At 36.4% G+C, this 15,199-nt stretch carries 15 protein-coding genes; 1 reads left to right on the top strand and 14 read right to left on the bottom strand.

Annotated features, from left to right (window positions below; genetic code table 11):
- Positions 1–23: 23 nt before the first annotated feature.
- The 5 genes from T546_RS0106980 to T546_RS0106960 form a co-directional block, all read right to left on the bottom strand.
- The gene (locus tag T546_RS0106980) at positions 24–1,301 is read right to left on the bottom strand and encodes a dihydroorotase (protein WP_026890997.1); all 1,278 of its coding nucleotides are present in this window, start codon (positions 1,299–1,301) and stop codon (positions 24–26) included.
- A complete protein-coding gene (locus tag T546_RS23020) occupies positions 1,291–1,776 on the bottom strand; it encodes a threonine/serine exporter family protein (RefSeq protein ID WP_084326211.1) in 486 nt (161 codons plus the stop codon). The genes T546_RS0106980 and T546_RS23020 overlap by 11 nt, the downstream gene beginning before the upstream one ends.
- Positions 1,773–2,516, bottom strand: a complete 744-nt coding sequence (locus T546_RS0106970; RefSeq protein WP_084326242.1) for a threonine/serine exporter family protein — start codon at positions 2,514–2,516, stop codon at positions 1,773–1,775. Before T546_RS0106970 ends, T546_RS23020 begins: the two co-directional genes overlap by 4 nt.
- 311 nt (positions 2,517–2,827) lie before the next feature.
- On the bottom strand, positions 2,828–3,598 hold the full coding sequence (locus T546_RS0106965) for an MBL fold metallo-hydrolase (RefSeq protein WP_026890995.1): 771 nt from the start codon (positions 3,596–3,598) through the stop codon (positions 2,828–2,830).
- A gap of 149 nt (positions 3,599–3,747) precedes the next feature.
- A complete protein-coding gene (locus T546_RS0106960; protein WP_024837782.1) occupies positions 3,748–4,044 on the bottom strand; it encodes a hypothetical protein in 297 nt (98 codons plus the stop codon).
- An 868-nt stretch (positions 4,045–4,912) separates the two neighbouring features.
- On the opposite strand from T546_RS0106960, the gene T546_RS0106955 reads away from it, so the two are divergent.
- The gene (locus T546_RS0106955) at positions 4,913–5,482 is read left to right on the top strand and encodes a nitroreductase family protein (protein WP_026890994.1); all 570 of its coding nucleotides are present in this window, start codon (positions 4,913–4,915) and stop codon (positions 5,480–5,482) included.
- 95 nt (positions 5,483–5,577) lie between these two features.
- Here the strand turns inward: T546_RS0106955 and T546_RS26320 are convergent, their stop codons facing one another.
- The 9 genes from T546_RS26320 to T546_RS24540 form a co-directional block, all read right to left on the bottom strand.
- A complete protein-coding gene (locus T546_RS26320) occupies positions 5,578–5,958 on the bottom strand; it encodes a zinc ribbon domain-containing protein (protein ID WP_026890993.1) in 381 nt (126 codons plus the stop codon).
- 58 nt (positions 5,959–6,016) lie between these two features.
- A complete protein-coding gene (locus T546_RS0106945; protein WP_026890992.1) occupies positions 6,017–7,069 on the bottom strand; it encodes a galactitol-1-phosphate 5-dehydrogenase in 1,053 nt (350 codons plus the stop codon).
- Between the two features lie 30 nt (positions 7,070–7,099).
- The gene (locus tag T546_RS0106940) at positions 7,100–7,786 is read right to left on the bottom strand and encodes an IspD/TarI family cytidylyltransferase (protein WP_026890991.1); all 687 of its coding nucleotides are present in this window, start codon (positions 7,784–7,786) and stop codon (positions 7,100–7,102) included.
- A gap of 29 nt (positions 7,787–7,815) precedes the next feature.
- Complete coding sequence (locus T546_RS0106935; RefSeq protein ID WP_026890990.1) at positions 7,816–8,478, bottom strand: ribulose-phosphate 3-epimerase; 663 nt, start codon at positions 8,476–8,478, stop codon at positions 7,816–7,818.
- Positions 8,479–8,511: 33 nt separating this feature from the next.
- Positions 8,512–10,569: an HAD hydrolase-like protein gene (locus tag T546_RS0106930; protein WP_026890989.1), complete on the bottom strand. Its 2,058-nt coding sequence runs from the start codon at positions 10,567–10,569 to the stop codon at positions 8,512–8,514.
- Positions 10,570–10,608: 39 nt separating this feature from the next.
- The gene (locus T546_RS0106925) at positions 10,609–12,000 is read right to left on the bottom strand and encodes a glycosyltransferase family 4 protein (protein WP_026890988.1); all 1,392 of its coding nucleotides are present in this window, start codon (positions 11,998–12,000) and stop codon (positions 10,609–10,611) included.
- A gap of 77 nt (positions 12,001–12,077) precedes the next feature.
- A complete protein-coding gene (locus tag T546_RS24550; protein WP_051629651.1) occupies positions 12,078–12,992 on the bottom strand; it encodes a class I SAM-dependent methyltransferase in 915 nt (304 codons plus the stop codon).
- Positions 12,993–13,070: 78 nt separating this feature from the next.
- Positions 13,071–14,006 (bottom strand): glycosyltransferase family 2 protein, encoded by a 936-nt coding sequence (locus T546_RS24545; RefSeq protein WP_026890987.1) that lies wholly within the window; start codon positions 14,004–14,006, stop codon positions 13,071–13,073.
- Positions 14,007–14,042: 36 nt separating this feature from the next.
- Positions 14,043–15,194: a glycosyltransferase family 2 protein gene (locus T546_RS24540; protein WP_242842205.1), complete on the bottom strand. Its 1,152-nt coding sequence runs from the start codon at positions 15,192–15,194 to the stop codon at positions 14,043–14,045.
- Positions 15,195–15,199: the final 5 nt, after the last annotated feature.

The following is a 15,199-nucleotide window of genomic DNA, read 5'->3' as shown; positions in this document are numbered from 1 at the left end:
AAATGCTTTCTTCTGCTTATTGGTCAGTCTTTTTCATCCTGATATACGATTTTCCCCTTACAAATGGTGTATTTGACCCTTCCATACAAAGATTCACCGGTAAACGGGGAATTGACGGACTTTGATACGTATTCTCCCACCGTCCATGTTTCATCCGGGTCAAAAATCACCAGATCTGCCGGGCCATCCATTTGAATTCCCGAAAATGGTATCCGGTAAAGCTTTGCAGGCTTAAGGCTCATTTTTTCCATCAGCTCCATCATGGTCAAATGACCGGGACGTACCAGATTGGTCACGCCCAGAGAAAGAGCTGTTTCCAGGCCGATAATTCCGCTTGGCGCTTCCTTAAGCCCCTTCGCCTTTTCCTCGGTGCTGTGAGGCGCATGGTCCGTAGCAATGATATCTATGCTTCCGTCCTTAAGTCCCTGAATGAGAGCTTGTCTGTCCTCTTCGGTCCGAAGCGGGGGATTCATCTTCGCCAGAGTCCCATGCTTTAACACCGCCTCCTCTGTCAAAGAGAAATGGTGAGGCGTCACTTCCGCATACACCTCTGCTCCCAGCTCCTTTGCAAACTTCACTGCCTTCACAGAATTCTTTGAGCTGATATGCTGAATATTTACGGGAGCTTTTGTATGAAGGGCAATCATTAAATCTCTGGCCACCAGGCTGTCTTCCGCAAGTGCTGGGGAACCATAGATTCCAAGCTGCTCTGAAACGCTTCCATGGTTAATGCCGTTATTTACAATAAATGCTGGATCCTCTTCGTGAAAGCTTAAAGGCAGATTCAGCTTTGCCGCCATTTCCATGGCGTCCTTTACAAGGGTTTCGTTTAGAAGAGGAATTCCATCATCGGTAAATCCTGCCGCACCATTGGCCTTTAATGCCTCCATATCCGTTAATTCAGCGCCCATAAGCCCCTTGGATACGGTTGCGGCTGAAAGAACCCGTATTCCGGTCTTCTCGCCCTCTTTCAGCACGTATTTTAAGGTTTCTACATTATCAATGGGCGGTTTTGTATTTGCCATGCAGACAACAGTCGTAAAGCCTCCCTTGGCGGCGGCCCTGGCTCCTGTTTGTATATCTTCTTTATAGGTAAGTCCGGGATCACGGAAATGAACATGTACATCCATAAGGCCAGGCGCTACCACGTAGCCAGAAGCATCGATGACAACATCTTCTTTTGCTACGGTAAATTCCAGGTGCTCGCCAATGGCAGTTATTTTCCCGTCACTGATGCAGATATCCACATTTTTTTCTGTTTTGTCTGTAGGATCTATGACATGAGCATTTCTAATCCAAATCATCTTTATTCTCCCTTTCTTTTCTCTCCTCTGTCTTTATCGGCTTTTTTGCCGCAAACTTAAAAATACCCTGAGGAAGTTCGAAAACAAATACGATTCCAAGTACAATGGCAACTGCCACCTTAAGCGCTAAAAATCCAGTACGAGCCGCTAAATTAAGCTCATCCGTCACAATATAGTAAGCCGTCCAATACACCCCTGCCCCTGGAACCAGAGGGAAAATGCCGGATATTAAAAATATGGTAACAGGGCATCGCTCTCTCACCGCAAACATTCTGGAAAAAAGTATCACAACAATGGTAGCAATCATGGCTGACATAGGAGTCGACACAAATTTAAGCAGTGCCGCGTAAACAATCCAGCCAGCCCCACCGATAAATCCGCAGTACGGATAAAACTTCCTTGGAACTCCAAACAGCAGGGAAAATGAAATTGTGCCAATAATGGCAGCCAAGGTCTCAAACAACAGACTCATAAGAGCGCACCTCCTGTCAAACGGTGAAACACTCCAAATACAAGACCAACTCCCATGGCAATGCTAAAGAACACCAAAAGGGCATCCATCATCCGCACAGAGCCGGAGATATAATCTCCGTCAGCGATATCACGAATGGCGTTGGTAAATGGCACTCCCGGAATCAGAGGCATGATGGAGCCAATGATCATAAAATTAAGGTGTTCGCCGATGCCAAGGAGATACAGCATGGTACAAATAAACGTGACCAGGGCACCACCACCAATATTTCCTACAATTTTTGAAAGTCTTGGAGCACTGATAAATAAAACGTAAAAGTACAAAAGAATCCCTGTCCCAAAGGCGCACACACTGTCTCTTACATTGCCGCCAAAGAGATAACAGAAGCAGGCGCTTCCTACTCCGGAAGCAAGTATCTGCATGACCTTTGATTTCCCCGGCATGACCCTGATTTCGTCTAAGCGCTGTCTTACCTCTGAGATGCTAACCTGACCAGCCTCAATCTCTCTGGACAATTGATTGACGGCAGCTACCCGGTCCAAATGTGTTCCGCTCACGGGGATATGCTGTACCTTTGCAAATATTTCCTCCCGCTCATTGCCCGAAGTGGTGAAAATTCCGTTGCTTAAAACAAAAGAGTTCCCGGATTCAATCCCAAAATGGCGGCAGATTCTGTCCATGGTTTCCTCGACCCGAAAGATTTCTGCTCCATTTTCCAAAAGAATGTGTCCTGCCTGCATGGCGGCATTGAGGACTTCTCTTTGATTGGTCTGATGAGAGGAAGGTGGTTCTGGTTGGGAATTGGATTTTGATTCATAGTCTATTTCCTGGTCTGTCTCAGAATCTTTTTCCTGCCTTTCTTTTTGGTGAGCCTTGGGGTCTGCTTTGAGGCCTGTTTTGGGGCCTGTTTTAGGGCCTGCTTTGGAGCCTGCTTTGGAGCCTGCTTTGGGGCCTGCTTTCATATCTGCTTTTTGGTCTGATTTCTTATCTGCTTTTTTATCTGCTTTTTTATCTGCTTTCTGATCTGTTTCGCGTTCCATATACCGGTCTCCTACTTAATAATAAAGCTTTGGCCGTCTTCCTGAATGTTCATGATTCGGTCCTTATAAGGTTTTGATACTTCCATACTTTTTATTTTTTTAATTACAGAAAAATCTCCCCAGCAATGCATGGGGAATACCAGATTTACCTGAACCTTTTTCATAAACTCGTCAAATCCAAGGTGGAAAGCATTTTCTTGTCTGGGATCAAGAGGCAGAAATGCAACATCAATTCTTATACCTTTCATCTTGTCCACTTCTTTAGAGTACTGTTTTGCCATAGCAAGGTTCCAGTCTTCCGGTTCTCCTTCCCAGCGCCAGTTATTTAGGTCCCCGGCATGGTAAAGGACCTTTCCTTCTGTTTTTATGATGAAAGCGACTCCTTCATCCGTAGAACGAAATGTTTGAATTTCTATATCTGCAATGCCATCTTCCAATTCCAGATCGGAGATGCTTCCCTGTATAATTCCAAATTTTCTTTTGGCACCTGGTTTCATAAACGTGATATGATTTCCGGTTTGTTCGCCAGTTTGTTTTCCGGTTTGTTCCGGCATTTGTTTGATTGAAATGTCATCGGATAAAATATATCTGATCGCTTTGAAATCATCAAAGCGCTCCAGTATCTTAGGGGAATAATGATCTCCATGTCTATGGCTTGCAAACACAAAAAGGGGCTTATCCTTTTTGATTTCAGGTATGGCACCTTCCGTATAATCAAACAACAGAGTCATGGTCTCAAGCTCCACAAGAAACGAGCTGTGATGGATATATGTGATCTTCATAAGAATGGACCTCCTTTATTTTGCTAATTGGGAAAATTATAACACAAGAGGCCCCTTTCTGCATAGCATAGGAGCGCAAAAAAGACGGGGACAAAATGTCCCCGCCTCATAAAAAACATATTCTAGATTAATTCGGTATAAATACTGAATTAGTTAGCTGCCTTTGTAGTTTCAGCTTCTACGGAAGATGCTTCTGTTGCGGACTCAGACTCAGCTGCTTCTGCAGATGTCTCTTCTGTGCTAGCTTCTTCAGAAGACTCTAAAGTTGTCTCTTCTGTTGTTGTTGCTTCTTCTGTTGTAACTGCTTCTGTTGTAGCTGCTTCTGTTGTTACTTCAGCCTCAGTAGCTGCTGTTGTCTCTGTTGTCTTGCTTCCACATGCAGAGATTGCTGCCATTGTTAATACAGCTACGCCTGTAAGTACGAGTTTCTTTGTAGTTAATTTCATAATAATTCTCCTCCTTGCGACCACATAGATTTTTATTTTTTTATGTAATATGTTGCCGCGGTTTCATGTTGTCCTACGACCCTGAAACCGATTCCAAGTTTAACACCTTAGAATTACAAAGTCAATGACCTTTTCATGATTTTTTTCTTAATTAAAATCGGGGTATTTCTTAAAAATTATTACAATGAAAGGTGGGTGGATGCTTAATATAATTATAAATTTGTGCACTTGAAATTAATTTAATTAAGTGGCTTTTCATTTGTCCATTCATATAATGTATGATTTTTGTATTGTTTTTGTAAAATCTTTGTAATGTTTTTACATGCATTTAGAGCTGTAAGGTAGCTACATGCTGATTTCCATTTTATTTTTCATTGGTTTTTGGCTCATATTATCTGAAATTTTGTAGATTTTTATGTAGCTATTGGGATTTACAAAAGAAATATAATTAGTCTGAAATGACATCGGGTGATAAATATGTGGTGATTCGATGGTGTTTATGTGCTAATTTGGCATTAGAGTTCTTTTAAATACCACGTCCAATAGGAATTTCACTTTATAGAATACAGGCCATTCCTTTTCTGAATAAGGGATTCTAAAGAGGAATATCTTAAAACATATTATCCTTGGTCTGTTAGTACACTTTGCCTTGTACTATTACTAATTTCTTATCTTCAGTTTAATGTATTTACGGTGCTTCGTAGTACCATTGTACTTTTCATGTGCATGAGCATGGGTGGAATACATACTTGCATACTATGTATGCCTAGCACCTCTCCCATTGCAGACCCAATCATTTCCTGCTATACTTCAACTAATTAATTTTATAAAATCACAATGTGAATTATATGGAACAGGAGGTACTGTTATGTTTAAAGATCTTGTCACTAAATCCCGTACATACCGCAGATTTTATGAGGAGGTACAAATCCCGACAGCAGAATTAAAAGAACTGGTGGACCTTGCCAGGCTCACACCTTCCACGTCAAATTCCCAGGCTCTTAAATTCCGGTTGTGCAATACACCGGAAGAAACAGAAAAGGTGTTTGAGACTCTTGGCTGGGCTGGAGCACTGCCTGTATGGGATGGTCCCAAAAAAGGAGAACGCCCATCTGCCTATATTATTATATTATGTGATCTGTCTCTTGGTAAAAATAAATTGTATGATGATGGCATTGCTGCACAGACCATGATGCTGGGGGCGGTTGAAAAAGGGTATGGCGGATGCATACTGGGTAACGTGCAGAGAAGCCGCCTGGCAGAGGCATTAGGCATTGACACTGCCTTTTATTCCATTGACTTGGTTCTTGCACTTGGGAAGCCTAAGGAAGAAGTGGTTATTGTACCAGTGAAGGAAAATGGGGATATTCGGTACTATAGGGATGATAGTCAGGTTCATTATGTTCCTAAGAGGGGAATTGATGAGTTGATTCTATAGCATATCTTTATAAATGACTCACAGAATCAGCCAGTCAATAGATATCTTTAACTGGCTGATTTTTAACTTATATTCAATTAGTTTATCTTTTGGAGTTAAAACTTCTGTCCACACTTAGGGCAGTATTCGAAATCTTCTGACGTTTCATAGCCACAATTAGCACAAGATTTTTGGTCCCATTGTGAAGTCCTTCTTTCTGTCTCTATGATTGTTAAATCCTGCTCTGTAATCTCTATGTATTCTTTTCGACTTAGTTGCTTACCCTTGTCTGCATTAAGTTGGTAAATAGTATTACAGCAGGACATTTTAACGTAATATCGGCAGTCCCATTTAATGATAGGAATGAAGAATACGCTGAAATAGCTATAGGTCATAAAGACTTGATATTTTCCATAGGCCCCACACAATCCGCAGATAACAGTCTGTGAATAATCAAATGGTTTCCTGCTTTGGCTTATGCCACAGATGAAAAACATGTTTTGCCTCCTGTAATAATATAAAGGTTATAATTAGTGCCCTTCAATTTTTATTCATCTAATCTTTAAAATTACCCATTATTTTTACATAATCCTCTGTTTTATCCCTCATTACAGTAAATCCCGTCTCTAGTTTCTCTAAAGACAAACGGTGAGAGATTATGTCTGAAGGGTTAATCGTATTCTGTTCCAAACGCTCAATTACATAATGCCAGTCATCCTCCCTATCGTGGGTAAAAGACGAATTCCACGTACCGGCCACTGTGAGTTGGTTACGCAGGATCTTCCAGTATATGGACTTTTCAAGAGTCATATCTGTATTAGGGTTGCCCACTAACATTATTTTACCCGCAGAAGCTGCATTATCAATTGCTAGTTCTAAGATCTCATTTCTTCCGACACATTCAAAAAATACATCTACCCCTCGTCCCCCAGTATGCGCCTTAATCCATTCCCCTGCATTCATTTCTCTGCAATCACAATATTCTTCTATTGAAATACCCATTCTAAGTACAATTTCTTTTTGGGACTCCTTATTACCAATTGCTAAGACATGTTTTATACCGGCTTCTTTTAAAAATTTTAGAAGTAAAAGTCCAATTGTCCCCAAACCACAAACTGCAATAGTATCTTGCTGATTTGGTTGAAATCTTCTCATGGCATGAACCGCCACTGCCATAGGTTCTAACATAGCTGCCTCATCAAAGGAGACTCGATCTGGAAGTTCAATCAGATTTTCTACTGGAACTGCTGTATATTCAGCGAATCCTCCAGCCCTACGCGAACCCAGATAGTTGTAATTCTTGCACATTTCATACTGCTTCTTTATGCATGACTCACATGTAAGGCAGGGAATAAGAGGAAAAATGCCAACTCTTTTACCTAGCCACTTTGCGTCAACATTCTTACCAATACTTGTCACCACTCCCGAAAACTCATGACCAGGAATTAATGGATAGGTATAAGTACCTGTTTTAAAAATTCTGGGAATATCTGATCCGCATATGCCAGCCGACCTAACTTTCACAATCACCTCATTTTCCTCTGGAACGGGATCAGGTGTTGTTTCTAGACGCAAATCATTTATTCCATGCAACATATATGCTTTCATATACTTATCCTTTCTTCGGTATTATTAAAGTTAGAGACTTCCTATCATTTCCCGAAAGCGACTAAGATCTTCTTTAGTAGTAATCTTAAAATTTTGTTCATCTCCAGGTATCATTGAAATGTCCATTCCCATAAGGATTGCCGGCTCAGTAGATCCATTTATTTGTAAGATCTTTTCTGGAATAAGTTTCTTATTAGCCTCATAATATTTATTCAAGCGGAACACTTCTGGGGCCTGCCCTGCAAATATACGACTTCTATCCAAAAGTTTTGAAACTGTTTTTCCATCCTGGCTCAGATATACAGTATCCTTCATTGGTAAAACCGGCATCACACCATCAAAATCAATCATCCCAGTTATGCAATCATCAATTTGCTTGCTACATAATAGCGGCCTTACGGCATCATGAATTATAACCAGACCCTCGTCTTCTTCCATAGATGCTTTAATATCACATAAGCCATGCCAAATGGACATTTGCCTATTGTCTCCTGGGGTGGAAAAGCCCTGGAACTTTTCTGTCCGAACATATTCCAATATGTAGCTATGCCACATTTCATCTGCTACAATCCAAATGGCATCTACTTTTTCATGCATGATGAATGTGTCCAAGCAATAGGAAATAATAGGCTTTCCACCCACCTCTATATATTGCTTCGGCACATTTGAACCTATTCTGCTTCCAATTCCCCCTGCTAAAACCAATGCAATATTCATTTATGTGGTCTCCATCTTATTCCTAGATATTAAAAATGTAATTCTCTAATATCCTTCAGTATTTCTCCATAGTTCTTTTCTTTTCCAAAAAGAAGTGTAGTACCTAATACAAACCCTTCTACACCTTTTGGTGCAAACTGCTGAATTTTATCTGCACTACAGGCTCCATCCCAGTATATTTCAAACCCCATATCCTCTTTCAATGAAAGTAGCTTTATAACCTTCTTACCTACGTATGGGAGATACATCTGCCCTGCATTACCCGGATTTACTGACATGACCAACACTTTTTTAACAATACGAAGCATTTCCATTACCGTCTCCACACTGGTTCCCGGATTAATAGCAATTCCCGGAATTAATCCAGCATCAATAATTCTCTGGAGGGTAGTAGAAGGGTGATACTCTGCTTCAGGATGAATATAAACAGTATCTCCTTTTCTTAACTGTTCAATAAATAAATCAATGCGATTGTTAGGATTCTCTATCATAAGATGAACATCTAATGGCTTTGTAGTTGCTCCTGCTATATACGCCATATCATTTAGTGACATGGCAAAATTCGGAACATACCTTCCATCCATAATATCAATATGAAAAGAATCAATTCCTCCCTCTTCTAAATCTTTTACTTCCTTTTCTAAATTTCCATAATTAGCACACATCATAGACGCTGTTAATTTAATATCCATGTAACTCCTTTCAAAAGCTAAGATCCAATTTCACTATATTAAGTCAATAATATCAGTCGCACGATTGAAAAACGGGTCTTCAACCCTCAATTCCATAAAGCCTTTATCTAATACTTGGATATGATGAATAAGCATCAAAAATATTTCGTCCAGTTTTTTATTTATTATATACTCATTTTGCGGACATATTTTTAAATATGTTCTAAAATAATCTATAATACCATCTTGAACACTTTGAAATGTTTTCATATCATTTTCTTTTCTTGTTTCATTAGCATAACAAGGGTTACCATTATCATCAAATTCTAAGATAGATGCCTCTTGAGAGGTCAAAACAGCCTCCAGAATATAGTAATTATCATAAATAGCACTATTACTCGTTTCTTTTGTTTCATAGAAGGAAACAATATCCAACCCTTTATCACTCATATTTTCCTTTTCCAACTGCAGAAAATATAAACCCTTTAAATGATTCTCTATTAAATGCTCAATGAACATCTGACTGGTTCCTTTTGCTACAAAATCAAAAAAAGCAACATCACCGTTTTTTATATTCAATTTACTTATATAATTCTGATAATTTCTTTTGTCATCTGAGGATTTTTTTAAAATCTCTTTTTTATATGACATAATCCCATAGTGATCTGCTTCGTTTTCATTAGTTAAAATACCAAACCGATCTATTAATTGTTCCTTTAGAGTCCCACTATATTTCATCTTCTCTACATAACGGATATCATCATCATTTCTAATTCCTGCACGAATTGCTGCTATACGAGAAGTAAAAAAATAAATAGAAGAATCATTACCAGTAAACTCATCATACAACTTTTTAATAAGATAACCGTCTCTTGCGCAGAACCAAATATTTTCTATAGCGTAGAGATTCACCTGATTGTGGAACCAAATAACAAAATCTGTAATCATAGGGGCAAAAAACATATAACCTATTTCCTTTGCACAATCAACACTTACCTTATTGTTTTTACTTTCAAATTGAAATGGGCTATTGAAAATTTTTGCTGTAAACATTCCTATTCGAATTTTATCTGAAATTGTTTCTAAATAATCCCATAAACCTAAATATCCCAGCTTTTCAAGTAATTCCAAACCACTATATATATGAAAAGCAGAAATATTGTTTTTTTCTGCACTCTCTATATCAGCAACAATATCATCTCCAATATGGAGACACCTCTTACTACCAAGAATACATTTTAATTCTTCAAAAAGATTCTGCTTTTTCCCTGTACTATATTCACATGATAATACAATACCAGTATAAAAATAAATATTGCACTTTTCTAATATTTTTATAATCTGCTCATTTGTATAAAATGTATCAGATACAATATACACCTCTTTTTTCTGTTTCCATAAAGCATTTAGTAATTCACACATTTCTTGTCGCGGAACAACAAGTTCATAATCAATCTCCCATTCAATATCTGCCAAATCTTCTGGACTTATATTGTTTATTGAATGTTTTTCTAACATGTATGTATAAATCTCTTTAAGATAGGGCGCAGAAAATTGAGATAGGTATTTCTCACTGTCCAAACGTTTTGCACTAAAATTTTCGATGAAAATCCCTTGGCTTCTTAATTTATAATCGACTAATTCAAAAACATCTGAAGGAAATAAAATTTGACGCATAATTAGAGTATCAAATAGATCTAAACTCAAAACTTCATATTCATCAATTTTTAATTCTAGCTGCTTTTTGGTAAATCCAATTGTATTGCTAAAATCATAAATGACTTTCTGCTTATCACATAAATTTTTGCCTCTAATATCTAACAAGTCTATCTTATTTTCCAAACACACCTTACCAATGCGTTTTGCAATTGCCTTACAGGACCCAGGCCTGGCTGCAACTAAAATGAGACCCACTTTACACGCAATCGCTTGTTCCAATGAAATAATATTCTTTCCATAAAGAATACCATTTTGTTTGTATCCATCCAATAATCCAATTATTGGAAAATTATCTCCTATCTCAGACAATACATTTTCAGTCTCTACACTTAGACCATAAATTGCAATTTTACAATCTTTATATCCCTGGAGCTTATTCATTAAGTCAGACATAATCGTCTCTCTTTTCTGCTTTTGCTAATTATTGTTGCCTCACTTAGAAATACCGTTTATAACATTCAATAAGTTCTTTTCAAATGTTTTCATAGAAAAAAACTTCTCATAAATTAACCTGGATTTTATACCAAACTCGCTTAACTTGTCCGGATTTTCTATACACCATTCCATCTTCTTTAGTAAATCACATGCATCTTCGCTGCGAAATATAAATCCATCTATTTCCTTCTGTATATATGCAGCAGTTCCAGTAGCATCAGATAAAATACAAGGAACGCTATGCATCATTGCTTCTGCAGCTACTGTGGGCATGGAGTCTTGACGTGATGGACAAATTAAAACATCTGCACTATGTAATATTTCATCTATTCCATCTCTGGTTAATGTACCTGTTATTATTATTTCTGGAATCTTTTTTATTTCCTTTTTTAATTTCTCTGCCATAATGGAAGTATTTTGTCCAACTAAATAAAATACAGCTTTTTTTCGAATTTTTTGTGGCATCAGCTTAATTGCCTGGAGCAAAATATCTTGTCCTTTATGTTTCTCTATATATCCAATGGTTACAAAACATATCCTGTCATTTTTAGTTTTCTTTATACAATTTACTGTATCTGCAACTCCATACAGCAACTCATTCACTGGCATGTCTGGAATTAGTGTCTGAATAGCATTCTTGGGAACGGGCCCCACTGAATATACATTTAAACCCATTCTATTTATGTTCTGCAAAACAGCCTTGTCAACCCCACTGTAAAAAAATGATGAATCATGCAACCACCAAATAGTTTTCTTATTAATATCGCGTTTTGATAAAAATACATGAAAGTTAATTGTATTACAAAACAGTAATGAAAATTTTTCTATCCAATTAACATCGTGCATTGTTCCTACTTGCATGTTTTCATCGACAATAACAGAAATACCATAGGATATTATTCTTTCCCGCAAAGGACCATCAATCATTGAAGCATATATAACATCATAGCCATGTTTCAGAAGAATTTCTGCCATATTAAGTAAGGCAATGGCAGGTCCACCCAATGTCATATCTTGAGATAAAAGCAGTATTTTTTCCTTTGGACCATCTGATTTTACTATTCGCTCTGCATCCTTAAAATATCTAACAGATTTAGTCAATTTGTTAGGTTCTATTAACTTATGAAGATCATAGAAATGGTATATCTTGTCCTCTGATACACCTAAATCCAGAAGTTGCTTTTTCATTTCTTTTACATAAAAACTTAAAATTACAATGACATCAAATGTCTGTTCCACACCATCTTTGGGTAATAATACTTGGATTCCATCAATTATTGTATTCTGTTTTGTTTCAGAATTATCTAATAATGCTAGTACCTCCTTACTATCAAACCATTTTTTATAACGCTCATAATAATCTCCTGTCCCAAAAAGAAGAAATTTCATGATTTATCCTCCTTTTAAAATATCCCAGAGATTTAAAGCCCTTTTACCTGAGATTATTTACCTTAAAACAATTATGATTATAACTTTTTAATAACTATCTCTATTGAGTACTCTCCATTACTGTGCGTATTAGGATCAGGAATCGACCACCCCTCTGAACATTCTTTAGCATATATTATTTGATACCCAGTTTCTAAACCTTCACGTATCTCTTCTATGATATCAAGTGTATCAGGCAGTTCTCTCTTTCCTATAAGAAACATATGTTTATGATCTGGATTCCATTTCGAAGGCAAGGTTTTTCTTTTCTCATATAACTCCCTATGAGGCAATAATAATAATAAATATCCTTCTTTTTTTACTACTCTAAACCAGTTCTTTAAAGCAATTCTTACATCTACCATATGCTCTATACAGTGTGATGAATGGACATAGTCAAAACTTTCATCTTCGACTTCTCTTAAATACTGTGCATTACCATTGCAAAATTCCCAACCATAACAATCTGGCAATACAAGATCATTTCCAAATCCTATATCAAGCCCCTCTCCATTACAGTATCTATCAAAAAATCCCTCTCTAATTCTTCTTTCCTTTGCTTTATATGTCTCACCATGAAGCGGGACCTCTATATTTATCCTTGCCTTTTTCCATGGAATAATAATTTCTGTATATGGAACTATTTTATTTATATCTACCGTAGTTACAATGCTTTTATCGTAATCATTATCATGAAAAATAATGATTTTTTCTATTGCTATCTTTAATTGCTCTACACATTGTCTGTTTATTTCTTCATAATATTGTTCAGAGGCAATTATCAAATACTCAAATTCAGTTGTTAAAATCTCATCTGGACTTTTTACTTTCTTTCCATGAAATATATTTCCTTGTTTTGTGATTGAATTATCTATAAAAAAACCTATATTAAGCTTTTCTTCAAATCTAAGTAGCTTTTCTGCTGTATTTCCTGTTCCGAATACGATATTCAATTCCATCACCTCCCGTTTGAGTCAAACCATTTTCCTAACATTCATAACTACTTTTTTGTACAAAAAATTAAAGCTTATTTAAAAGTTCCAGAGATTTGTAAATTCCAGGCGGTTTGAAAACCTTTTTCTACACATAATAGCTATTTCATTTGCATTTTCCGCTCTAATATCTTTGGATTGCTGTATCACTTTTAAAAAAACATCATATAATTTTTTCATGTCTTCTACATTTATAATCACAGAAGAAAGTATTTCTGGAAACATCTTATTAATAATTCCATACTCCTCTTCAAATAGAGAATACCCATTTAACTCAAATGCATATTTCTGCAACTCCCCATATTTTTCAGCACGTTGTTTGTACTTCCATTTCTTTACCTTAGAGGACTCATTACTTTCACTATTTCTCCAATACAGAAAAATATGGTCTAAGTTTGTTACATTTCCAAGAGCTGAGCATTCAATCCAAAAGCGGTAATCTTCCATGCCTAAACACCCGTCTTGGTATTTTATCTGGTTTTTTCTAAGAAAATCGTTTCTAATCATAGCACTTCCATTGGCAATGGAATCATAAAGCATCATGTCTGCCCTTATGTATTTAGGATTAGTTAATCGTTCTTTGCAAGTCCATATTACTCGATCATTTTCATCTATAGCACAAAATTGACCACCCACTACATCCATTTCATTATATAATTCCAAATATTGAACCTGAATATCAAAACGGTCAGGAACCGTCAAGTCATCATCATCCATTAAGGCTATATATTGACCCTCCGCCAACGAAAGTCCCCGATTCCTCGAAAATGCAATTCCCTCATTTTTCTCGTTTCTTACAATTTTAATTCTTGAGTCTTTTATTCCGCTAACTATTTCCATAGTATCATCAGTAGAACAATCATCAATAAGCAAAAGTTCAAAATCTTTATATGACTGCATCAATATAGATTTTATGGCTTTTTCAACAAATAAATCCGCATTATACAACGGCATAATTACTGATATCTTAGGCATTGGTTTCTCCTAATACTGCTCATATTCAAGCATTTGTTAATACACAATTTTAGTTTCATTAATCCCTTTTTTTGTTAAATCCTCCTTAATTTGACTGGAAATATTTTTTGCAGAAGTACATAAAACAATATAATCATATTTCTCATTAAAAATATCAGTTACATCTTTCACTTCATACAATTTATTTTTATATATGTGACTATTTCTGTCTACCCATAAAACTATTTTACAATAATTAATTTTTTGTAACTGATTATAATAAGAAGTTCCCACAAGTCCGGCGCCATAAAGGATAACCCTGCTCCCCTTACTCACTTTATCAAAAGGAAACATATACTTTATTTTTTCTGCAACATCATTATAATACTTCTTTCTCAAGTCTACAGAATACATATAAAAATATTCTAATTGCTTTTCCAATCCATGTGAATCTCCTGAGAATACTTCTCTCAAATACTGGTAAAGATTAAATAACTTTTCAAAATATTCCAAATCAGCAAGATAGCTAGCCAATATATTCCGTTCTCTTTGCCTATGGAAATAATACTGTTCATCGACAATTATCAGCGACTTAATCTTTAGAATATAAGGATATAATATTGCCATATCTTCACCATAATGAAAGATGTAATTTTTTTGAATTAATTGCTTCATTGTTTCATAGATCTTTTCCTTGACAAAAATTTTATTGCTTAAAGAAGGATCTATTCCATGGCTTTGCTCATTAAAATCCCAAAGCATTTTAGGCAGTATTCGATTATTAATTTGCAAGCTATCGTAATATCCTGCTTCAACATTATTAGACTCTAGTTTTTTTTCATCTTGTGAGTGATATCTAATAATGCCAGATGCAATCATTTCAGCATCATAATTCATTAACTTTTGCATCAGCTGCTCATACATATCGACCTTTATCCAATCATCTCCATCGACAAATGTCACATAAGCACCTTTTGCAATCCTAACGCCATCATACCTTGCCATTATTACGCCTTCATTCTCTTTATGAATAACCCTTATTCTTGAATCTTTAGATGCAAATTGGTTACACAGCATTTTACTGTTATCTTGCGAACCATCGTTAACAATTATTATTTCAAGATCTTTATAATTTTGATTTAGAACACTTTCAATACATTGCTCCAAATACTTCTCTACATTATAAACTGTAATTATCACGCTGAGCATCCATC

Origin of the sequence: [Clostridium] aerotolerans DSM 5434 (genome assembly GCF_000687555.1) — a bacterium.
Taxonomy (GTDB): domain Bacteria; phylum Bacillota; class Clostridia; order Lachnospirales; family Lachnospiraceae; genus Lacrimispora; species Lacrimispora aerotolerans.
This window is presented reverse-complemented; position numbering and strand designations above follow the sequence as displayed.